Raw genomic sequence first — 19,838 nt, forward strand, 5'->3', positions numbered from 1 at the left:
GTCACCGTCCCCGCCGGGCGGCCCGGACGGCGAGCGCGGCCACCGGGGCCAGCGCGGCCAGGCCCGCCAACCCGGTGGCGGCCCACCGGGTGGCCCGCGCCGGCGGCGCGGGCCGGCGGGTCCAGCTGTGCTCGGGCCGCGGCGGCACCGACCCGCCGTGCAGCCCGGCACGGAGCAGCTCGGCCAGGTGGATCGCCGTCCGGCCGTCCGCCGCGCTCTGCTCGACCTGGGTACGGCAGCTGAAGCCGTCGGCGAGGATGACGTCGGTGTCGGCGGCGTCCCGCACGGCCGGCAGCAGCACCCGCTCGGCGCACGCCTCGGAGACCTCGTAGTGCCCCTGCTCGAAGCCGAAGTTGCCGGCCAGGCCGCAGCAGCCGGAGTCGAGGAAGTCGGCGCGTACCCCGGCGTCGGCCAGCACCGCCTGGTCGGCGACGGTGCCCAGGATCGCGTGCTGGTGGCAGTGGGTCTGGATCAGCGCGTGCGCGGGCAGTCGGGGCGCTCGCCAGCCCGGGCTGTGGTCGTGCAGCAGCTCGGCCAGGGTGACCGTCTGCTCGTGCAGCTTGGCGATGTCCTGGTCGTCGGGGAACAGCTCGTGGGCGTCGCTACGGAACACGGCCGTGCAGCTCGGCTCCAGGCCGACCACCCGGGTGCCGGCCCGCAGGTGCGGGCGCAGCACGTCCACCGTCCGCCGGAGCACCCGCTTGGCGATGCCGAGCTGGCCGGTGGAGATCCAGGTCAGGCCGCAGCAGACCGGCCGGTCCGGCACCCGTACCCGCCAGCCGGCCGCCTCCAGCACCTCGACCGTGGCCTGCCCGATGGCGGGGTGGAAGTGGTTGGTGAAGGTGTCCGGCCAGAGCAGCACCTCACCGCGAGAGCCGTCCCCGAGCGGAGCGCGGCGGGCGAACCAGCGTTGGAACGACTCCGGGGCGAAGAGCGGGATGTCGCGGCGCTGGTCGATCCCGCCGACCGCCTTGGCGAGCCGGTTCAGCCCGGGGGCCTGTGCCAGCGCGTTGACCATCCGAGGCGCGGTCGCGGCCAGCGCGGCCGCCGCCGGCAGCCAGCCCATCGAGTAGTGCGACCGGGGACGCAGTCGGCCGGCGTAGTGGTGTGACAGGAACTCCGCCTTGTAGGTGGCCATGTCGACGTTGACCGGGCAGTCCCTCTTGCAGCCCTTGCAGGCCAGGCAGAGGTCCAGAGCATCCCGGACGGCGTCGGAGCGCCAGCCGTCGCCGATGACGCCAGCCCGGTCGGTGTCGTCGAGCATCTCGAACAGCAGCCGGGCCCGACCCCGCGTCGAGTGCTCCTCCTCGCGGGTGACCATGTACGACGGGCACATCACCCCGCCGTGCTGCCGGCGGCATTTGCCGACGCCGACGCAGCGCCGCACGGCGCGGCCGAAGCTGCCGGAGTCGTCGGGGTAGTGGAAGTGGGTCGACACGTCGCCGTGGTTGTAGTCGACTCCGATGCGCAGGTGACTGTCGAGCGGGTAGGGGGCGACGACCTTGCCCGGGTTCATCCGGTCGTCCGGGTCGAAGACGGCCTTGAACTGGCCGAAGGCGCGGATCAGCCGGTCGCCGAACAGCTTCGGCAGCAGCTCGCCCCGGGACTGCCCGTCGCCGTGCTCGCCGGAGAACGAGCCGCCGTAGGACACCACCAGGTCGGCGGCACGCTCGATGAACGACCGGAACTGCCGTACGCCCTCGGCGGTGGTCAGCTTGAACGGGATCCGGGTATGCACGCACCCCTGCCCGAAGTGCCCGTACAGCGACGCCTGCTCGTAGCCGTACTCCCGGTACAGCGCGTCGAGATCGCGCAGGTAGTCGCCGAGCCGGTCCGGCGGGACCGCCGAGTCCTCCCAGCCCTCCCAGGTGTCCGCCTCGCCCGGCACCCGCGCGGTCGCGCCGAGGCCGGACTCGCGGACCTGCCACATCTGCTCCTCGTGAGCCTCGTCGTCGAAGCGGTGCACGGTGGGCCCGCCGTCGCGCCGCAGCGCGTGCAGCATCCGGGCGAGGGCGTCCTCCGCCTGTTCCGGTGTGTGGCCACCCATCTGGACCATCAGCCACCCGCCCCCTTGCGGCAACAGGTGCAGGGCGGCGGGGTGCAGGTGCTTGCGCTTCTCGAAGTTGATCAGCTTGTCGTCGAGCCCCTCCAGGGCTATCGGATTGTGCGGCAGGATGTGCTTCACGTCGTCGCCCGCGGCGGCGATGTCCGGGTAGCCGAGGAAGACCATCGCCTTGGCCGGGATCACGGGGACCAGCTTCAGCCGGGCCCGCAGCACGGTGACCAACGTGCTCTCGGAGCCGGCCAGTGCCTGCGCCACGTGGAAGTTCTTCTCCGGCAGCAGGCTGTCCAGGTTGTAGCCGGAGACCCGGCGCGGGATGTCCGGGTAGCGGGTGCGGATGTCGCTCAGGTACTCGTCCCGCAGTGCCCGCAACTGGCGGTAGATCTCGGCCTGGCGGCCGCCCCGGCGCTGGATGTCGGCGTACTCCTCGTCGCTGGTCTCGCCGACCCACATCCGGGTGCCGTCGTAGAGCAGCACCTCCATCTCGACGAGGTTGTCGACGGTTTTGCCGGTACGCTGCGCGGTCGACCCGCAGGAGTTGTTGCCGATCATCCCGCCGATGGTGCAGTGGGTGTGCGTGGACGGCTTCGGGCCGAACTCCAGCTGGTACGGGGCCAGCAACTCGTTGAGCGTGTCGAGCACGATGCCCGGCTCCACCAGGCAGGTCTTCGCCTCGGCGTCCACCTCGAGCAGCCGGTTGCAGTACTTCGACCAGTCGATCACGACGGCGACGTTCGTGCACTCGCCGGCCAGGCTCGTGCCGCCGCCCCGGGAGAGCACCGGGACGTCCATCTGGCGGCACACCGCGAGCGCGGCGACGGCGGCCTCGACGGTGTGTGGCACGACCACGCCGAGCGGCACCTGCCGGTAGTTGGAGCCGTCCGTCGAGTACGCGCTGCGGGAGCCGGCGTCGAACCGCACCTCGCCGTCGACCAGCGGGCGCAACTGTGCGGCCAGGGCGTCGAGGTCCACGTCAGTGGCGGGCGCGGGCGCCCGGGTCACCGGGTCGGGCAGGGCGACGGGCAGAGCCGCGATCCGGGTCATGAGCGAAGCTCGTTGATCTTGTCGCGGGCGACGGTCGCCACGGTGGCCACCTTGTGCGGCTGGCCGCGCAGGAACGCCTCGGTGAAGTGCTTCGCCTGGTCGTACTTGACCTTCCCGGGCATCGGCGGCTCGTTCGGGTTGACGTCGCAGTCGACCAGCGCCGGACCCGGATGGGCGAGGGCCTCCCGGACCGCCTCGGGCAACGCCTTCGGGTCGGTCACCTTCACGCCGTAGCCGCCGCAGGCCCGGGCCCAGGCCCCGAAGTCCGCCTCCGGCCGCCCGTGCCGCACCGCGTACTCGGGGTAGCCGAGGATGATCTGCTCCCAGAGGATCTGCCCGTACGCGTTGTTGTTGTTGATGATCACCTTGATCGGCAGTTCATGCCGCACCGCCGTGAGGAACTCGGCCATCAGCATCGCGAACCCGCCGTCGCCGACGAAGGCGATCACCTGCCGCCCCGGGTACGCGTGCTGCATGGCGACCGCGTACGGCAGGCCCGGCGCCATTGTGGCCAGGTTGCCGGAGAGATAGAACTCCCGGTCACCGCGGATGGTCCAGTGCCGGGCCGCCCAGGTGGCGATGGTGCCGGAGTCGCAGGTCAGGATCGCGTCGGAGGTGGCCGCCTCGTCGACGCAGCTGATCAGGTACTGCGGGGCGATCGGGTCGCGGGACGGGTCCTGCAGGGCGACCATCTCCGAGCGCCAGGTGTCCCGCTCCCGCTGGTACTTCGCCAGGAAGGACCGGTCGGAGCGGGGCTGGAGCATCGGCAGCAGTTGCTGCAGCGCCAGCCTGGCGTCGGCGGTGACCGGCGCGTGCACCGGCAGCCGCATGCCGATCAGGCTGGCGTCGATGTCGATCTGCACCACGCGGGCCTGTCCCGGCTTCGGCAGGTACTTCGCGTACGGGAAGGAGGTGCCAACCATGAGCAGGGTGTCGCACTCCTCCATCAGCTCCTCGCTCGGCTTGGTGCCGAGCAGGCCGAGGCCGCCGGTGGTGAGCGGGTGGTCGTCGGGCACCACCATCTTGCCCGACAGCGTCTTGACGATCGGGCTGGCCAGGGCCTCCGCCACCGCGATGATCTCGTCGCGGGCGTGCCGGGCACCCACGCCGACCAGCATGGCCACCTTCCCGCCGGCGTTGAGCACCTCCGCCGCCCGGGCCAGGTCGGCCTGGGCCGCCGGCACCGCCGGCTGCGACGCCATGGGGCTGCTCGTCGGCGGCTTCCCCGGGCTGACACTCCGGTACGGGTCCTCACCGGCCGCGGCGACCTGCACGTCGTTCGGGAAGGTCAGGTGGACCACCGTCCGCATGGCCAGGGCATGGCGGATGGCGATGTCCACCACCCCGGGCACCTGCTGCGGGTTGGTGACCATCAGGTTGTAGGCCGCCACATCCTGGTAGAGCAGCTGCGTGTGCACCTCCTGCTGGTAATGGGCGCCGAGCACCGAGGTCTCCTGCATGCCGGTGATGGCCAGCACCGGCATGTGGTCGAGCTTGGCGTCGTACAACCCGTTGAGCAGGTGGATGGCGCCGGGGCCGGAGGTGGCGGCGCAGACGCCGAGACGACCGGTGGCCTTGGCGTAGCCGGTGGCCATGAAGGCCGCCGCCTCCTCGTGGTGCACCAGGACGAATCTCAGCTTCTCCCGCTGCCGGCGGAAGCCTTCCATCAGCCCGTTGATGCCGTCGCCGGGCAGGCCGAAGACGGTGTCGACGCCCCAGTCCACCAGCCGTCGGGCCAGGCTGTCGCCTACTATCTCCTCCACCTCACGCCTCCTGATCTGGACTTGCGCGCTTGCCCGCCGGCAGCGGGCGCCGGGGCAGTGGGCGAAGCCGGGCATCGGACGTCCCGATGCCCCGCCAGCTACCCGCACCCCCTGCCGGCAAACCTCCGATCCGGTGGCATGCCCGGCAGCGGTGGCGCCGGTCGCGGTGTCGTGGCGGGCCGGTCTGGCCTTACTCGGTGGGGTCGCGCGGCCGTGGGCGCTCCGCGTCTCGCTCCCCGCGCCGCCGCCGGCGGTCGACGAGGAGGCCGACCAGCAATGATCCGGCGGCGGCGGCGCGGCCCCAGCGCCGCAGGGCGGTACGCACCCGGCCCGGCGGCGGGGGCGGCGGCGGGCCGGGCACCGCCACCCGGTCGACCCCGGGGTACGCGAGCCGGGACGACTCGACCGCCTCCTCCTCCGAACGCACCGCGCGGTTTCCGGCGAGCGCGACCCGTCCGGCCTCGTCGCGGTAGCGCCACCGCCACAGCTCGCCCTCCGGCCACAGCTCGATCTGCTCCCCCGGCCGGTCCCGGGCGGGGGTCTCGAGTCCGGCCTCGTCCGCGCGCGGCGCCGGGGCGGGGCCGGCGGCCCGCCGCAGGTCCGCCCGGGTCAGCTCGCCGAGACTGGCGGCGTCGCCGCGGCGCAGCGCCCGCGCGATCAGGTAGGCGGCCAGTCCGGTCAGGACGGGCAGCACGAGCGTGAGCACGCGGAACACCCCGAGCAGGTCGTAGACGGGCACCCGCAGCAGCCGGGCCAGGATGTCGTCCCCGCCGGCGACCACGAGCACCACGTAGAACGTCAACGCGCCGACGCCCACGCCCAGCCGGACCGGATGGTCGCGGGGCCGGTCGAGGAGATGGTGGAGCCGGCGGTCCCGGGTGCGCCACCGTTCGACGAACGGCCAGGCGTAGAGGGCGAGGAAGCTGACCGCGCCGAGCACCACACCCGGCCAGAACGGCGCCGGCACGAGATACCCGCCGATCCGGAACTCCCACGGTGGGAAGAGCCGCAGCGCACCCTCACCCCAGGCGATGTACCAGTCGGGCTGGGCCGGCGAGCTGGACTGGGCCGGTTCGAACGGGCCGTAGAGCCAGACCGGGTTGATCTGTACCAGGCCGCCGAGGGCGAACAGCACCGCCAGCACCCAGGCGAACAGGGCGAGGGTGCGCAGCGTGTAGCTCGGCCAGAGCCGGGACCCCACCACGTTGTGCTCGGTCCGCCCGGGGCCCGGGAACTGGCTGTGCTTCTGACGGACCAGGATGCCCAGGTGCAGCGACACGAGGGCGACCAGGATGGCGGGCACCAGCAGCACGTGGGTGATGAACAGCCGCGGGATCAGGACGTCGGAGGGAAACTCGCCGCCGAGGCCCAGCGCCACCAGCCACGTCCCGACCAGGGGGATCGACTCGACCACCGAGACGAGGATCCGCAGGCCCAGACCGGAGAGCAGGTCGTCCGGCATGGAGTAGCCGGTGAAGCCGTTGGCCAGGGCAAGGGTGAACATGGTGACACCGATCAGCCAGTTCAGCTCGCGCGGCTTTCGGAACGCCCCGGTGAAGAAGATCCGGCTCAGGTGCAGCACGATCGCGGCAACGAAGAGCAGCGCCGCCCAGTGGTGGGTCTGCCGGATCAGCAGCCCGGCCCGAACGTCCCAACTCAGCCGGACCGTCGAAGCGTACGCGGCGGAGGTGGTGGCGCCGTCCAGCGGCGCGTACCCGCCGTGGTAGACCCGGTCGGCGGAGCTGGCTTCGAAGAAGAAGGTCAGGTAGACGCCGGTCAGGATCAGCGCGACGAACGAATAGAGCGCGAGCTCGCCCAGCATGAACGCCCAGTGGTCGGGAAAGACCTTCGCCAGCGAACGCCGGGCGAGCGGGGAGAGCCGGAGCCGGTCGTCGAACGCCCGGGCCAGCCGGTCGGTGATCACGGCCGCCTCCAGAAGCCGGCGCCGGGCGGGCCGGTGAAGTCACCGGTGGCCCGCAGGAACCCGTCCGGGCCGACCTCGATCGGCAGCCCCGGCAGCGGCCGGGCGGCCGGGCCGGCCACCGGGCGCGCGTCGGCCAGCAGGTCGAACGAGGACTGGTGGCAGGGGCACAGCAGCCGTCCGGCGCCCTTGAGATAGAGCCCGACCGGGCAGCCGGCATGGGTGCACAGCAGCGACCAGACCACCAGGCCGTCGAGGTGACCGCCGGAGGGCGGTCGGGTGAAGCGTTCCGGTGCCAGCCGGACCGCGAAGGCGGGGCCGTCCCCGGAGTCCACGGCGCCCTCCGGGAACACCCCGACCATCGTGTCGGCCGGCACGTCCTCGGGCCGCAGCGGCCGGCCCTGCTGGTCGACCAGCCGGACCCCCGGGCCCCACGGGGTGTTCGACAGCGCCTCGTTCGGCTGGCGGCGGTTCCAGGGCAGCAGCGAGCGCAGCGGGAACAGTGCGGCGACGCCGAGCGCGGTCACCGCCAGCCCGAGGGCCGCCAGCAGGCCGCGCCGCCGGATCGGGCTGTCCGGCGCGGTGAGCTCCGCGGCCGTCATCGCCTGCTCGTCCGGCGGCGAGGTGAAGCCCTCGTGCTCCTCGACGTACCCGCCGACCGGGACGAGGTGCCGCCCCCACTGGGCGAGCCCCACGGCCAGCCCGGCGAAGGCGACCGCCAGGCAGACGCCCTCCCACCGGGGGCCGGCGTTGAGGCCGTACGCCACCGCGAAGCCGACCGCTGCGGCGGCGCTGGCCAGGAAGGCGGTGACGATGCGGCGGCCGGCCGCACGTTCGGCCGGCGGGGGACGCCGGGCGCTCACTGTCCCGCCCTCCGGCCCAGCCACCGGACGGCGCCGAGCAGGAACACCAGCGCCACCAGCCAGGCCACGAGCCCCTCGGCGAGCGGACCGAGCCGCCCGAGCGGGTTTCCGCCCCGGTCCAGCCGCTCGCTGCGCAGCCGCCCCACGTACGTGGTCAGGTCGTTCACCTGCGCGTCGCTGAGCACCTGGCTGGGGAAGACCGGCATCAGTCCGGGGCCGACGCGGACCGCCTCGGCGACCTGGGTGGGGGTGGCCCGGTCCAGCGGTGGGGCGATCCACCCGTCGGTCAGCACCGCGCCGGCGCCGGTCGTCCCGTGGCAGGGCGCGCAGTTCGCCGCGAACAGCTCCCGGCCGGAGCCGAGGTTTCCCGGGGCGACCCGCGGGATCTGCGGCCCGCCGCCGAAGCTCGACAAGTGGTCGACCAGGGCCGCGACGTCGTCGGCCGAGAAGGCCGACTTGCCGCGCCGGGGCTGCTGTTCCTCGTGCGTCAGCGGCATCCGTCCGGTGGAGACCTGGAAGTCCGCCGAGGCCGCGCCGACGTCGATCAGGGACGGTCCCAGCTGGGTGCCCTGCCCCTGCGGGCCGTGGCAGCTCGCGCAGCTCTCCAGGTAGAGCCGGCTGCCCCGGTCGCCCGGTCCCGGCGGGCCGGTGGTCGCGGTGGGCGCCGGGCCGGCGGCCCCGGAGGGGGTCGGCGCCGGGGCGAGCGCCGCCGGGCCGGCGGCGAGCAGCAGCACCGCCCCCGCCGCGAGGGCCCGGTGCGGGTGCGCGGTGGGCAGGCGCGTCGCCGGTCGGGTACGCCGCATCGGTCAGCCCGCGTCGTACAGGTAGGCGGCGATGTCCTGCGCGTCGATCGCGCTGACGCCCAGGTTCGGCATGGCGGTGCCTGGATCCACGGCCTGCGGATCCATGATCCAGTGGCGCAGGTTGTCCGCGTTGTTCGGCAGCTTGCCGGCGACATAGGAACGGGCGCCGAACTGGGTCAGCGGCGGACCCACCAGTCCGTTGGCGCGGTTGACACCCGGGATGGTGTGACACGATCCGCAGCCGTACTCGGCGATGAGCTGCGCGCCCCGGTCGGGCCGCCCGTTGCGCGACTCGGGCGGCGGCGGTGGCGGTGCCGTCGAGGCGCAGCCGGTGACCACAACCATCGGCAGGCTGACGAGGGCCGCGCCGAGCAGCCGGAGAGCACGGGTCAGCGTCATCGGGCCGTCCCTTCCGATCCGGCCTCGACCGTCACCGGCCGGGCCGCCGCTGCCGGCGGTTGGTTGTCGGGGCGGTCCATCCGCAGCAGCCAGCGCAGGAACACGCCCAGCGCCACGACGAGTACGACCACGTCCATCGGCGCCCACATCAGCAGCCCGGCGAGCTGCTGGTCGGTCAGCGGGTCGGAGCCGAGCACGCGCACCGGGTAGACCGGTGCCGGAGCGAAGGTGAGCACGGCGCCGAGCGCGGAGGCGGGCAGCATGGTGCCCACCAGCAGCAGCACGGTCAGCGGGGCCGGCGGCCGGTGCCGGGCCGGGCCGAGCAGCGGCGCCCAGAACAGCCAGGCCGAGCCCAGCAGGCAGAGGTGCTCGACGGCGTGCACGACCGGCCGGTCCACCGCCGCGACGTACGGCCCCGGCAGGTGCCAGAACCAGAGCATGGCCACCTGCACCGCCCCGGCCAGCAGGGCGTACGTGGTGGGCCGGCGCAGCCGACGTACCGGCGGCGCCGCCCGGCAGTGGGCGAGCAGCCGGCGCAGCGCCGGCGGCGTGGCCAGGCTCAGCGGCAGTCCGACGGCGCCGGCCGCGAGCAGCGGCCCGGCCACCAGCAGGAGCAGCATGTGCTGGGCCATGTGGCCGGCGAACGAGGACTCGGCCAGCGTGTGCACCGGGCCCTGGTCCGCGGCGAGCACCACCAGCACCCCCGCGCCGAACGCGCCCACCCGCCAGGCCGGCAGGACCGCACCCGCACCGCGCCGGTACCACAGCTCGTGGACACCCCGGCCGTAGCCGGCGGCGAGTATGCAGATCGCGACCACCACGAGCATGGTCAGCAGGTTCTCCGCCGTGGCGTCCGGGCCGTGGGCCCGCGGCACGGTCACCGCTGGCATGGCGGGAACACCAGCACGGCGATCCCGCCGAGCACGATGATGGCGAGAAACAGCAGGTTGGCCCAGACGCCCAGCACGGCGAGCAGCCGGGACCGGTCGAAGCCGCGGCCCGTCGTCCCGGTCGCCTGGGCCGCCGCGGTACGCCGCCAGGCCAGCGCGGCCACCAGCAGGGCTCCGAGGGCGACCAGGCCGGGGATCACCACGGCCAGCCCGAGCGCCTGCCAGAGCGGCAGGGCGGAGATGGACTCCGAGCCGCGGGCACAGGCGAGTTCGTCCAGGGACCAGGCGACGAGCAGGTGCACCGCCCAGGCGACGGCGCCGCCGAGTACGCCGTACCAGAGCAGCAGCCCGCCGGCCAGGCGGGCCCGGGAGTCGGGCCGGGTGGTCATCACAGCCGCGGGGAAAGGTAGATGGTGAACAGGATGGCGACCCACACCGTGTCGACGAAGTGCCAGTAGATGGCGGCGTTGCGGACCCGTTCGTGGCGGTGGGAGCCGAAGCTGCCGCCGCGCAGCGAGGCAGCGAGCAGCCACCCGATCATCGTCAGCCCGACCAGGACGTGCAGCCCGTGGAAGCCGGTGATCAGGTAGAACAGGGAGCCGTAGACGTTGGTGGTCAGGGTGTACAGCTTGGTGTCGTCGAAGTACTCCTTCACCAGCAGGCCCATGAAGCAGAGCCCGAGCAGCATGGTGGTGGCGAGCCCGGCCTGCAGCCGCCTGCGGTGGCCCTGCCGGATGCCGCGTTCGGCCCAGACCACCGGAAGGCTGCTGGGCACCAGCACCAGGGTCATCAGCAGCGGGATGAGCAGCTTGGGTTTGTCGATGCCGTCCGGCGGCCAGTGCGGGCCGAACTGGAAGCGGAGGTAGAAGTAGCTGCCGAGCAGGCAGGCGAAGAGGGTGGCCTCGGTGGCCACGAACATCACCATGCCCCACCAGCCGGTCGGCCGGCCGACCGGCAGCTCCGTGCTCAGCGCCTCCGCGCCGGTGGCCGCGGCCACCACCCCGCCCCGCTCGGTCATGTCACGACTCCGAGTTCGGAGTCGGGGCGGCGCGGCGGCCAGAGCCAGGCCGCGATCGTCCCCACCACCACCAGCACCGCGGCCACCGCCACCGGATACCAGGCGAACAGCATGGTGACGAAGAAGACCAGCAGCGCCCCGGCGAGCAGCAGCGGTTTGAGGCTGGACTCCGGCATGTCGACCGCCCGTTCGTAGTGGGCGTCCAGTTCGCTGGTGAACACCGTGCGGCGTCCCTCGCTGAGGATGCGGTCCGCGGTCGCCCCGGATCCGGTGGATTCGGCGGTCCGTTCGTCCCAGGCGGGGTGCAGGCTGTGTACCCGGGGGATGACCGGGAAGTTGTACGGCTCGGGCGGCGAGGCCGCCGTCCACTCCAGGGTGTCGGCCTCCCAGGGGTCGGGCGGGGCCGGGCGGCCCCGCCGCAGGGCGTGCACGACACCGGCGAGCACCAGCAGCAGCCCGAGCGCCAGCAGGTACGACCCGGCGGTGCTGACCAGGTTCCAGCCGTCCCAGCCGGGTTCGCTGCGGTAGGTGTAGATACGGCGGGGCATGCCGAACAGGCCGGTGATGTGCATCGGGAAGAACGTGACGTGCATGCCGGCGAAGACCAGCCAGAAGGCCCAGCGGCCGAGCCCCTCGTGGTACATCCGGCCAGTGATCTTGGGGAGCCAGTAGTAGACGCCGGCGAGCATCGGGAAGACCGCCCCGCCGATCAGCACGTAGTGGAAGTGCGCCACCACGAAGTACGAGTCGGTGGTCTGCTGGTCGAACGCGGTCAGCGCGAACATCGCGCCGGTGAAGCCGCCGAGCACGAACGTCACGATGAACCCGATGACGAACAGCAGCGGCACCCGCAGCACCACCCGACCGAGCAGCATGGTGGCCAGCCAGGCGAAGATCTGGAGCCCGGACGGGATGGTGATGATCGTGCTCGCCGCGCTGAAGAAGCTGTAGGACAGCTGCGGCAGCCCGGTGGCGAACATGTGGTGCACCCAGACCCCGAACGAGATGATCGAGATCGCGACGATCGCCAGCACGATCAACGGATAGCCGACCACGCCGCGGCGGGTGAACGCCGGGAGCACGGCGGAGACGATGCCGAGACCCGGCATCACGATGATGTACACGTCGGGGTGTCCGAAGATCCAGAACAGGTGCTGCCAGAGCAGCACGTTCCCGCCGCCGGCCGGGTCGAAGAAGTGGGTGCCGAAGCGGCGGTCGAGGAAGAGCATGGCGTTGTCCGCGTTCAACGCCGGTAACGCGAAGACCACCATGAAGGAGGTGGCCACGATCGCCCAGACGAAGAGTGGCACCCGGTTGAGCGACATCCCCGGGGCGCGCAGCTTCAGCGCGGTGACGATGAAGTTGATCGACGCCGAGGTGGTGGAGATGCCGAGGAAGAGCAGGCCGAGCGAGTAGATGTCCATGTGCAGGCCGGGGTTGTGCTGCAGTTGGTTGAGCGGCGCGTAGGCGAACCAGCCGTTGTTCGGCGCCGCCCCGAAGGGCACGCTGGCCCACATGAACAGGCCGGCGAACAGGAACACCCAGTAGCCGAAGGCGTTCAGCCGGGGGAACGCCATGTCCCGGGCGCCGATCATCAGCGGGACGAGGAAGTTGCCGAAGCCGAAGAGCATCGGGGTGGCGAAGAGGAAGATCATCGCCGTGCCGTGCATGGTGAAGAGCTGGTTGTACTCGTCCGGGGAGAGCACACCGGACTCGGGCCGGGCGAGCTGGGTCCGCATCACCAGCGCGCTGAGCCCGGCGAGCACGAAGAAGAACCCGGCGGTGACCAGATAGCGCCGACCGATCCGCTTGTGGTCGGTGGTGCCGAACCAGACCCGCAGCGAGGGACGCTCGCCCCAGTGTTCGGCCAGCCGGGCCAGGTCGTCGCCGTGGAGGCCGGCGGGTGCGCTGGTGGTCGTCGACATGTCCGCACCTACTCCAGCGACCGTAGATAGGCGATGAGGTCGGGCAGTCGGGCCGCCTCGACCGGCTGCGGCGGCATGGCGTTGCCCGGCTTGACCGTCTGCGAGTTGGCGATCCAGCCGCCCAGGTGACCGGCGTCGTTGGGCACCGCCCCCGCGCCGATGCTCCACCGGGAGCCGACGTTCGACAGGTCCGGGCCGACCGTCCCCTGCGCGCCGGTGCCGCGGATGCTGTGGCAGGCGGCGCAGGTGCCCTGGACGAAGGCCTGCTCGCCGCGGCGCTCGGCGTCGGTCTGCGGCTGCCGGGCCGGGGCGTTCAGGCGGGTCAGCCAGGCGTCGAACTCGGCGCGGGGCTGCGCGACGACGAGGAATGCCATGTGGGCGTGCTGGGTGCCGCAGTATTCGGCGCACTGGCCGCGATAGCTGCCGGCCCGCTCCGCCTGCAGCCAGGTCTCCCGTGTCTCGCCGGCGATCAGGTCGGTCTTCGGCATCAGCTGCGGCACCCAGAAGCTGTGCAGCACGTCGTCGGTGCGCAGCCGCACCCGTACCCGCTCCCCCACCGGGATGTGGATCTCGTTGGCGGTGACGCCGGACGCGCCCGCGTAGCGGACCTCCCACCACCAGGTGTGGCCGGTCACCTCGACGGTGGGCGCATCCCGGTCGGGTGCCGCACCGAGCGCGGCGAGGTCGTGCAGGCCCGCACCGTAGACGGCGACGAGGATGACGAACGGGATCGCGGCCCCGGCGATCGTGACGAAGCGCAGCGGTTGCCCGTGGCGTACCCGCACGTTGCCCCGCCGGAACACCAGAGCCCAGGCCAGCAGCGCCATGACCTCGACGAACACGGCCATGGAGATCCAGAACAACAGCCACCACAGGCCCGCGACCCGGCTCGCCCCGGCGCCGCCGGGGTTCAGCGCCGACGGCGAGTCGCCGGCGCAGCCGGTGAGCAGGCACAGGCCGAACAACGCGCTGACGACCGGGCGTGGACGCCACCGGACCGCACGCGAGGTCGTCTGCACTGTCGTCTCCATCGGAACGGACAGTAGACCGGCATGCCCACTTACATACCGTTTACGACGATTTGGGATTAAGGAGCGCTTCGCGCCTTATGGTGGACTCCGCAGTCCTGCCCCTCCGGCAAGCGCCCCCGGGCGCGGACAGGGAGATCATGCGATCCTCCACGGTGGACCTGGTCGCGGACACCGCCCGAGCGGCCGCCGCACGTCGCACGGCGGCCTGGCTCGCCGGCGGGCTGAGCGCCGCCGCGGTAGTGGCCGGCGGCTGGCTGGCGCCCCCGGACGCGGTGCAGGGCCAGGCACAACGGCTCATGTACCTGCACGTCCCCGCCGCCTGGGTGGCGTACGCCGCGTTCGCCGTCGTGCTGGCCGCCGGCGGCGCGTACCTGATCGGGAGGGACCTGCGCTGGGACCGGATCGCCCGGGCCGCCGCGGAGGTCGGCGTGGTGCTCACGGCCGTCGCCATCGGCACCGGGTCGATCTGGGGGCACCTGGTCTGGGGCACCTGGTGGGCGTGGGACCCCCGGCTGGTCAGCACGGCCCTGCTGCTGCTCGCGTACGCCGGTTATCTGGCCCTGCGCCGGGCGGTGAGCGAGCGGACCGGGGCGCCCGACGGCGGTGACCACCGGGTCGCGCGCCCGGCGGCGGTGGTGGGCGTCGGCGGCTTCCTGCTGGTCCCGGTGGTGCACTTCTCCGTGATCTGGTGGCGCTCGCTGCACCAGCAGGCGACCGTGCTCGCCCCGCAGCGTCCGCCGATCGACGCGCGGATGGGTGTCGCCCTGCTGCTCGCCGTGGCCGCCGCCACCCTCGTCGCGTTCTGCGTCGTGCTGCACCGGGTGGTCCGGCTGGAGCGGCGGCTGACCGCCGACGTCTCGCCCGTCGCCGAACGCCCGCTGGCCCGGATCGGATGATCCGTCGCCGGTCGGGCCGGGTCGCCCTCGTCGCCGTGCTGCTCGTCGCCGGCGGGCTGCTGGTCGCCGGCGCGCTGCGGGACACCCTGACCTACTACCGCACCCCCGCGGAGGTGCTCGACGACCCGGCCGCCGCCGGAGAGCGGATCCGCCTCGGCGGTGACGTGGTGCCCGGGTCGCTGCGCCGCGACGGCGACCTGGTGGTGTTCCGGCTCGCCGAGGGCGGCCACGAGATCACCGTGCGGCAGCGCGGCGTGCCACCCGAGACGTTCCGCGAGGGCGAGGAAGCGGTCGTCGAGGGCACCCTGGCGACCGACGGCGTGTTCCACTCCGACCACGTGGTGGTCCGGCACGGCAACGAGTACCGCGCGTCCACCGCCCCGACGGGACCGGTCGATGCTCGGTGACCTCGGCACCGCCAGCCTCGCCGCCGGCCTGGCCTGCGCCACCCTGACCGCCCTGCTCTGGCTGCGGGTGGCGCTGTTCAACGCCCCCGCCCGGCCGGCCCGCCTCGGCGCCGCGGCGACCCTGGGGGCGGCCGCGACCGCCTGCGCGGTGCTGGAGACGGCACTGCTCCGGCACGACTTCAGCGTCCGGTTCGTGGCCGAGAACGGCGGCCTCGACGTGCCGCCGTACTACGCGGTGACCAGCCTGTGGTCGGCACTGGACGGCTCCCTGCTGCTCTGGCTGCTGGTCCTCGGCGGCTACGCGGCACTGCTGGCCCGGCGGCGGTACCCGCCCCGGCTGCACGCGTACGCGATGGTGACGGTCAGCGCGGTGACCATGTTCTTCTTCGCGCTGTCCCGGTTCGCGGCGAACCCGTTCCGGGCGGTCGACCCGGTGCCCGCCGACGGCCCCGGGCCGAACCCGCTGCTCCAGCAACATCCCGCGATGGGGGTGCACCCACCCCTGCTCTACGCCGGATACCTCGGCCTGGTCGTGCCGTTCGCCCTCGCGCTCGCCGCCCCGCTGGCCGGGTCGGAGGGCCGCGGCTGGCTCCGGCTGGCCCGCCCCTGGGCGCTGGCGGCCTGGGCCGCGCTGACCGCCGGGATCGGGCTGGGCGCCTGGTGGTCGTACGCGGTGCTGGGCTGGGGCGGCTACTGGGCCTGGGACCCGGTGGAGAACGCCTCCCTGCTGCCGTGGCTGACCGCCACCGCGTTCCTGCACACCGCCCTCGGACGGGCCGCCGGCCGCGCCGCGTGGAACACCACGCTGGCCACCGCGAGCTTCATCCTGGTGCTGCTCGGCACCTTCCTCACCCGCTCCGGCGCGGTGGCCAGCGTGCACGCCTTCACCGACTCGCCGCTGGGCCCGATGCTGCTCGGCTTCGTGCTGCTGGCCGTCGTGGTGTCCACCGTGGCGACCGGACGGCGGGCCGCCCGGCCAGCCCGCCGCGGCGCCCCGGTGCTGTCCCGGCCGACGGCCGTGCTGGTCAACGGGGTGCTGCTGGTGACCATCGCGGCGGTGGTGCTGATCGGCACCGTCTTCCCGCTGCTCTCCGTGCCGCTCGGCGGGGTACGCGCCGCCGTCGGCCCCGCCTACTACCAGCGCACGGCGGTACCGCTGGCGATCGTGCTGCTGCTGCTCGCCGGGGTGGCTCCCGCGCTGCGCGATCGGACGCGGGGACTGCGCTGGCTCGCCGTACCGGCCAGCGCCGCGCTGGCCACGGTGGCGGTGGTGGGCCTGCTCAGCCGACCCGGGCTGCCGGCGCTCACCGCGTTCGGCGCGGCGGCCTTCGTGCTCGCCGGACAGGCCGGACAACTGGTCGACCGGCTGCGGGCCGGCAACCGGGTGATCGGCCTCGCCGGGCTCGTCGCCCACGCGGGGATCGCCCTGGTCGCGGTGGGCGTCGCCGGCTCCTCGGCGTACGGCAGGGACATCGAGGGAACCGTCCGCACCGGGGAGAGCCTGCGGGTGGCCGGCGTGAGCGTACGGCTGGACGGGGTGGACCGGGCCGCAGCCGGCGGTGGCATGAGCGTACGCGCCCGGCTCCGGCTCACCGAGGCGGACGGCACGCAGCGGACCGTCACCCCGGCCCTGCGATACCACCCCGCCCGGGACGCCACGGTGACCGTCCCGGCGATCGACACCGGGCCGCTGCGGGACACCTACGTCACCCTGATCGCGGTCGCCGCGGACAGCGGCAACGCGACCGTACGGCTGGCGGTGAACCCGCTCGTCGGACTGCTCTGGGCCGGTGGGGCGCTGACCACCGCCGGCGGGCTCGTCGCGGCGGTCGGCTCCGCCCGCGCCCGGCGGCGGCCACCCGGACCGGTCGGCGGCGGGCGGCCGGCACCCGTGGCGGCCGGGACGGGAGCCGACGGATGAGTCGCCGGCTGCTGCGGCTACCGGCCGGGCTGCGTCCCGGACCGGCGATGGTACTCGCGGTCACCGTCGCCGTCGGCACGCTGGCCGCCCTCGGCCTGCGCGCCCCGGACACCCCGGCAGGCACGGACAGCGGCGCGTCGACACCGGCACCCGCCCCCGCGCTGTCCGGCGCCACCCTGGACGGTGGGCGGTTCGACCTGGCCACCGCCCGGGGGCAGGTGGTGCTGGTCAACGTCTTCGCCTCCTGGTGCGGCCCCTGCCGCGACGAACTGCCGCTGCTGGTCGACGCCGAACGCCGGTGGTCACCGCACGGGCTGCGCCTGGTCGGGCTGAACGTCCGGGACGGCGACGCGGCGGTCCGGTCCCTGCTCGAGGAGACCGGCGCGACCGGGCTGACCGTGCTGCCCGACCCGGACGGCACCCGTTCGGTCGACTGGGGCGTACGGGGTGTGCCGGAGACGTTCCTGGTGGACCGGGACGGCCGGATCGTCGAGCGGCAGCGGGGCGTGGTGACGCAGGCGTGGCTGGAGCAGCGGGTGGCGCCGCTGCTGTCCGGATGAGGTGGCGGGCGGCGCTGGGCGCACTGGTGCTCACCGCACTGGTCACCGGCGCCGCGGTGGGACTGCTGCGGTCGGCCGGCGGCACCGGCGGCGCGGACCGGGTACGCGAGGTTGCCGCCGGGCTGCGCTGCCCGGCCTGCCAGGGCGAGTCGGTGGCCGACTCCCGGTCGCCGATCGCGGCGGCGATGCGAGAGGTGGTGGCCGACCAGCTCGCCCAGGGCCGGAACCCCACCGAGGTCCGCCGATGGTTCGTCCAGCGGTACGGGCCGGAGGTGCTGACCGAACCACCCGCCCACGGCGCGACGGTGCTGCTGTGGGCCGTGCCCGCGCTGACCCTCGTGGGGGCCGGCTACGCCGCCCTGCGTACGCTGCGCCCTCGCCGGGCCCCGGCCCGCGCCGTCTCGGTACGGCGGTCGCCGGGTGGCCGGGCCGCTCACCGGGTGTGGTGGGCGGGGGCGGCCGGGCTGGTGTCCCTCGTGGTCGCGGTCGCGGTCACCGCCGACCGCCTGGACCGGCCGCCGGAGCAGCCCCCGGCCGACCCGGTCGCGGTGACCGTGCAACTGGCCCGCGACCTGGAGAGCCAGGACCGGTACGCGGCCGCGGCCCAGCTCTACCGGGAGGCGCTGCGGGACCGGGCGGACGACACGATCCGGCTCCGGCTGGCCTTCGCCCTGCTGCGGGCCGGCGACGCCGGCGCGGCCGAGCAGACGGCGCGGGAGGTCCTCGCCCGGACCCCGGACTCGCCGGACGGCCTGCTCGTGCTGGGGCTGGCACAGCGCGGCGCGAAATCGGCGCAGGCGACCGGGACGCTGCGCCGGTTCCTGGCCGTCGCTCCGGAGCACCCGGCCGCACCGGAGATCAGCCGGCTGTTGTCGGCCGGCTCCTGAACGCGCGCCGCCTTCGCCGCCGGACGGTCACCCGCGCCCGCGACCAAGCCACGGCCACCGTCGCTCACCCATCACGATCACCCGCGCCGGCCGGCCCGGGCCAGCAGGAAACCGACGACCAGACCCGCCGCGACGGTGATGACCGTACGGACGCTGACCGCCGACCGGAGCTTGCTGAACCCCTGCCGGGGGTCGACGACCGCCCCGGCGACGTTGCCGGCCGCGCCGACCACCAGGTCACTGAGCCGATCCGTCCTCATCGCCCGCCGCCTTCCTCGTCCGTTCGCCCCCGGTACCCGGCAGGCCCGGGGCGCAAACAGCCCCCGCTCCTCCTGGCCTCGACTGCCTGGTGACGCCCGGCGGCCCACCCACCTGGCGTCGTCCGGTGGCCGTCACCGCTTCCGCGCCCGAGCGGTGGCCCGGGCGTTGGCCTTCTCGATCGCCCGGACCAGCTCGTCCCGGCCCAGCTCCTGCGGGTTGTCGATACCGACCCGGCGGGCCACCTGGTCGAGGTGCCCCTTGCTGGCGTTGGCGTCCACACCCTGCGCGGTGGGTCGCGGCTGCCGCTGGGACGCCGGGGCACCCTGGGCCGCCTGCGGATCGGACGGCCCCCGATGCTCCTTGGGTTCCCAGTGGTCCCCCACCTTCTCGTGGGTGTGCTTGAGCGACGCGTACGCGGTGCGGTGCGCCCGCTCGCCGTCGCCGTACGTCTCCTCCGCGGCTTCCAGCGTCTTCTTGTAGGTGCGGACCGCCTTGTCGTCCGACCGCGCGACGGTCGACGGCACCTCGTCCCGCATCTCCTCGGCCTGCCTGTGCTTGTCCGTCATTTCGTGGCGCCCTCTCCGGCGGCGGCAACGATGGTCGTCATGGGCGGCGGCGTCCGCCGGTCGGCGGGACCGGATCGGACTCGCCGCTCAGCGTCCGAGCGCGTCCCGGACGGCGGTGGAACCGGCCGGCACCACCCGTCCGGCGGTGGCGGAGACGGTGTCGTGGACCTCGTCGGCCAGCCGGGCGGAACTGCCGCCCGCCGCCCGCAACCGGTTCAGCCCCAGCCGGCCCAGCACCACCGCGACCGCCAGGTAGCCGCCGGTGAGCCCGGCCGCGGCCAGCCGGCGCGGCAGGAACGTCTCCAACATCCGCAGCACGGTCGTCGAGGCGGCCCCCGCGCCGAGCACCAGACAGCCGCCGGCGGCGGCGAGCAGGACGAAGCCCAACCCGGCGGGTCGGGCGGCATCGGCCAGTTGGCCGCGGACCGCGCGCACCTCAGCCCGGACCACGTCGGCCACGTCCTCGGCCAGCCGGTCGGCCGGGCTGGCCGGTCGCCCGGGCCCGGCGGGCTGATTCGCGACGGCGTCACCCATCGGTGCCTCCACCTCCCTGTCCCGTTCCGGGGTGGCTACCCCGAAGCGGCCGGGGCATGCCTGCCGGTCGGGGCCCGGCGGTCATCC

The 19,838-nt window shown here is 73.9% G+C and carries 19 protein-coding genes; 5 read left to right on the plus strand and 14 right to left on the minus strand.

Going from position 1 to position 19,838, the window contains the following annotated elements; all coding sequences use genetic code 11:
• Position 1: 1 nt before the first annotated feature.
• The 11 genes from ACIRG9_RS15300 to coxB all read right to left on the minus strand — a co-directional run bounded on the left by ACIRG9_RS15300 (position 2) and on the right by coxB (position 13,719).
• Positions 2-3,106: an FAD-binding and (Fe-S)-binding domain-containing protein gene (locus ACIRG9_RS15300; RefSeq protein ID WP_402855370.1), complete on the minus strand. Its 3,105-nt coding sequence runs from the start codon at positions 3,104-3,106 to the stop codon at positions 2-4.
• Positions 3,103-4,869, minus strand: a complete 1,767-nt coding sequence (locus ACIRG9_RS15305; protein ID WP_402855373.1) for a thiamine pyrophosphate-dependent enzyme — start codon at positions 4,867-4,869, stop codon at positions 3,103-3,105. Before ACIRG9_RS15305 ends, ACIRG9_RS15300 begins: the two co-directional genes overlap by 4 nt.
• 190 nt (positions 4,870-5,059) lie before the next feature.
• Positions 5,060-6,793: a cytochrome bc complex cytochrome b subunit gene (locus ACIRG9_RS15310; protein ID WP_402855376.1), complete on the minus strand. Its 1,734-nt coding sequence runs from the start codon at positions 6,791-6,793 to the stop codon at positions 5,060-5,062.
• The gene (locus ACIRG9_RS15315; RefSeq protein WP_402855378.1) at positions 6,790-7,653 is read right to left on the minus strand and encodes a ubiquinol-cytochrome c reductase iron-sulfur subunit; all 864 of its coding nucleotides are present in this window, start codon (positions 7,651-7,653) and stop codon (positions 6,790-6,792) included. Before ACIRG9_RS15315 ends, ACIRG9_RS15310 begins: the two co-directional genes overlap by 4 nt.
• Positions 7,650-8,456, minus strand: a complete 807-nt coding sequence (locus ACIRG9_RS15320) for a c-type cytochrome (RefSeq protein ID WP_402855381.1) — start codon at positions 8,454-8,456, stop codon at positions 7,650-7,652. Before ACIRG9_RS15320 ends, ACIRG9_RS15315 begins: the two co-directional genes overlap by 4 nt.
• 3 nt (positions 8,457-8,459) lie before the next feature.
• Positions 8,460-8,855 carry a c-type cytochrome gene (locus ACIRG9_RS15325; RefSeq protein WP_402855383.1) on the minus strand — a complete coding sequence of 132 codons (396 nt, stop codon included), beginning with the start codon at positions 8,853-8,855 and terminating at the stop codon, positions 8,460-8,462.
• The gene (locus ACIRG9_RS15330) at positions 8,852-9,745 is read right to left on the minus strand and encodes a cytochrome c oxidase assembly protein (protein WP_402855385.1); all 894 of its coding nucleotides are present in this window, start codon (positions 9,743-9,745) and stop codon (positions 8,852-8,854) included. Before ACIRG9_RS15330 ends, ACIRG9_RS15325 begins: the two co-directional genes overlap by 4 nt.
• Positions 9,733-10,134 (minus strand): hypothetical protein, encoded by a 402-nt coding sequence (locus ACIRG9_RS15335; RefSeq protein WP_402855388.1) that lies wholly within the window; start codon positions 10,132-10,134, stop codon positions 9,733-9,735. Before ACIRG9_RS15335 ends, ACIRG9_RS15330 begins: the two co-directional genes overlap by 13 nt.
• Positions 10,134-10,763 carry a heme-copper oxidase subunit III gene (locus tag ACIRG9_RS15340; protein ID WP_402855391.1) on the minus strand — a complete coding sequence of 210 codons (630 nt, stop codon included), beginning with the start codon at positions 10,761-10,763 and terminating at the stop codon, positions 10,134-10,136. The genes ACIRG9_RS15335 and ACIRG9_RS15340 overlap by 1 nt, the downstream gene beginning before the upstream one ends.
• Positions 10,760-12,688, minus strand: coding sequence for a cytochrome c oxidase subunit I (ctaD, locus tag ACIRG9_RS15345; RefSeq protein ID WP_402855394.1), 1,929 nt, complete (start codon positions 12,686-12,688; stop codon positions 10,760-10,762). The genes ACIRG9_RS15340 and ctaD overlap by 4 nt, the downstream gene beginning before the upstream one ends.
• A gap of 8 nt (positions 12,689-12,696) precedes the next feature.
• Entirely contained in the window at positions 12,697-13,719 is a 1,023-nt protein-coding gene (gene coxB, locus ACIRG9_RS15350; RefSeq protein ID WP_402855397.1) for a cytochrome c oxidase subunit II, read from the minus strand.
• Between the two features lie 137 nt (positions 13,720-13,856).
• On the opposite strand from coxB, the gene ccsA reads away from it, so the two are divergent.
• Genes ccsA through ACIRG9_RS15375 form a run of 5 tightly spaced genes read left to right on the plus strand, consistent with a single transcriptional unit; the run spans position 13,857 to position 18,390 of the window.
• Positions 13,857-14,615 carry a cytochrome c biogenesis protein CcsA gene (ccsA, locus tag ACIRG9_RS15355; protein WP_402855400.1) on the plus strand — a complete coding sequence of 253 codons (759 nt, stop codon included), beginning with the start codon at positions 13,857-13,859 and terminating at the stop codon, positions 14,613-14,615.
• Entirely contained in the window at positions 14,612-15,022 is a 411-nt protein-coding gene (locus ACIRG9_RS15360) for a cytochrome c maturation protein CcmE (protein WP_402855403.1), read from the plus strand. The genes ccsA and ACIRG9_RS15360 overlap by 4 nt, the downstream gene beginning before the upstream one ends.
• The gene (locus ACIRG9_RS15365; protein ID WP_402855405.1) at positions 15,012-16,943 is read left to right on the plus strand and encodes a heme lyase CcmF/NrfE family subunit; all 1,932 of its coding nucleotides are present in this window, start codon (positions 15,012-15,014) and stop codon (positions 16,941-16,943) included. Before ACIRG9_RS15360 ends, ACIRG9_RS15365 begins: the two co-directional genes overlap by 11 nt.
• Positions 16,940-17,503: a TlpA family protein disulfide reductase gene (locus ACIRG9_RS15370; protein ID WP_402855408.1), complete on the plus strand. Its 564-nt coding sequence runs from the start codon at positions 16,940-16,942 to the stop codon at positions 17,501-17,503. The genes ACIRG9_RS15365 and ACIRG9_RS15370 overlap by 4 nt, the downstream gene beginning before the upstream one ends.
• Entirely contained in the window at positions 17,464-18,390 is a 927-nt protein-coding gene (locus tag ACIRG9_RS15375; RefSeq protein WP_402855410.1) for a cytochrome c-type biogenesis protein CcmH, read from the plus strand. Before ACIRG9_RS15370 ends, ACIRG9_RS15375 begins: the two co-directional genes overlap by 40 nt.
• Before the next feature lie 77 nt (positions 18,391-18,467).
• On the opposite strand, the gene ACIRG9_RS15380 is transcribed toward ACIRG9_RS15375, so the two are convergent.
• From ACIRG9_RS15380 to ACIRG9_RS15390, 3 genes are all read right to left on the minus strand, one after another.
• Positions 18,468-18,650, minus strand: a complete 183-nt coding sequence (locus tag ACIRG9_RS15380; protein WP_402855413.1) for a hypothetical protein — start codon at positions 18,648-18,650, stop codon at positions 18,468-18,470.
• Between the two features lie 132 nt (positions 18,651-18,782).
• Positions 18,783-19,217 (minus strand): ChaB family protein, encoded by a 435-nt coding sequence (locus ACIRG9_RS15385; protein WP_402855415.1) that lies wholly within the window; start codon positions 19,215-19,217, stop codon positions 18,783-18,785.
• An 87-nt stretch (positions 19,218-19,304) separates the two neighbouring features.
• Positions 19,305-19,751, minus strand: coding sequence for a phage holin family protein (locus ACIRG9_RS15390; RefSeq protein ID WP_402855418.1), 447 nt, complete (start codon positions 19,749-19,751; stop codon positions 19,305-19,307).
• Positions 19,752-19,838: the final 87 nt, after the last annotated feature.

Source organism: Micromonospora sp. NPDC093277, assembly GCF_044765245.1.
GTDB lineage: Bacteria > Actinomycetota > Actinomycetes > Mycobacteriales > Micromonosporaceae > Micromonospora.

Excerpts from the sequence above, each read along its gene's own strand:
- ACIRG9_RS15300 (WP_402855370.1), bottom strand. The coding sequence starts at position 3,106 with ATGACCCGGATCGCGGCTCTGCCCGTCGCCCTGCCCGACCCGGTGACC.
- ACIRG9_RS15320 (WP_402855381.1), bottom strand. The coding sequence starts at position 8,456 with ATGCGGCGTACCCGACCGGCGACGCGCCTGCCCACCGCGCACCCGCAC.
- ACIRG9_RS15325 (WP_402855383.1), bottom strand. The coding sequence starts at position 8,855 with ATGACGCTGACCCGTGCTCTCCGGCTGCTCGGCGCGGCCCTCGTCAGC.
- ACIRG9_RS15330 (WP_402855385.1), bottom strand. The coding sequence starts at position 9,745 with ATGCCAGCGGTGACCGTGCCGCGGGCCCACGGCCCGGACGCCACGGCG.
- ACIRG9_RS15335 (WP_402855388.1), bottom strand. The coding sequence starts at position 10,134 with ATGACCACCCGGCCCGACTCCCGGGCCCGCCTGGCCGGCGGGCTGCTG.
- ACIRG9_RS15340 (WP_402855391.1), bottom strand. The coding sequence starts at position 10,763 with ATGACCGAGCGGGGCGGGGTGGTGGCCGCGGCCACCGGCGCGGAGGCG.
- ctaD (WP_402855394.1), bottom strand. The coding sequence starts at position 12,688 with ATGTCGACGACCACCAGCGCACCCGCCGGCCTCCACGGCGACGACCTG.
- coxB (WP_402855397.1), bottom strand. The coding sequence starts at position 13,719 with ATGGAGACGACAGTGCAGACGACCTCGCGTGCGGTCCGGTGGCGTCCA.
- ccsA (WP_402855400.1), top strand. The coding sequence starts at position 13,857 with ATGCGATCCTCCACGGTGGACCTGGTCGCGGACACCGCCCGAGCGGCC.
- ACIRG9_RS15360 (WP_402855403.1), top strand. The coding sequence starts at position 14,612 with ATGATCCGTCGCCGGTCGGGCCGGGTCGCCCTCGTCGCCGTGCTGCTC.
- ACIRG9_RS15365 (WP_402855405.1), top strand. The coding sequence starts at position 15,012 with ATGCTCGGTGACCTCGGCACCGCCAGCCTCGCCGCCGGCCTGGCCTGC.
- ACIRG9_RS15370 (WP_402855408.1), top strand. The coding sequence starts at position 16,940 with ATGAGTCGCCGGCTGCTGCGGCTACCGGCCGGGCTGCGTCCCGGACCG.
- ACIRG9_RS15380 (WP_402855413.1), bottom strand. The coding sequence starts at position 18,650 with ATGAGGACGGATCGGCTCAGTGACCTGGTGGTCGGCGCGGCCGGCAAC.
- ACIRG9_RS15385 (WP_402855415.1), bottom strand. The coding sequence starts at position 19,217 with ATGACGGACAAGCACAGGCAGGCCGAGGAGATGCGGGACGAGGTGCCG.
- ACIRG9_RS15390 (WP_402855418.1), bottom strand. The coding sequence starts at position 19,751 with ATGGGTGACGCCGTCGCGAATCAGCCCGCCGGGCCCGGGCGACCGGCC.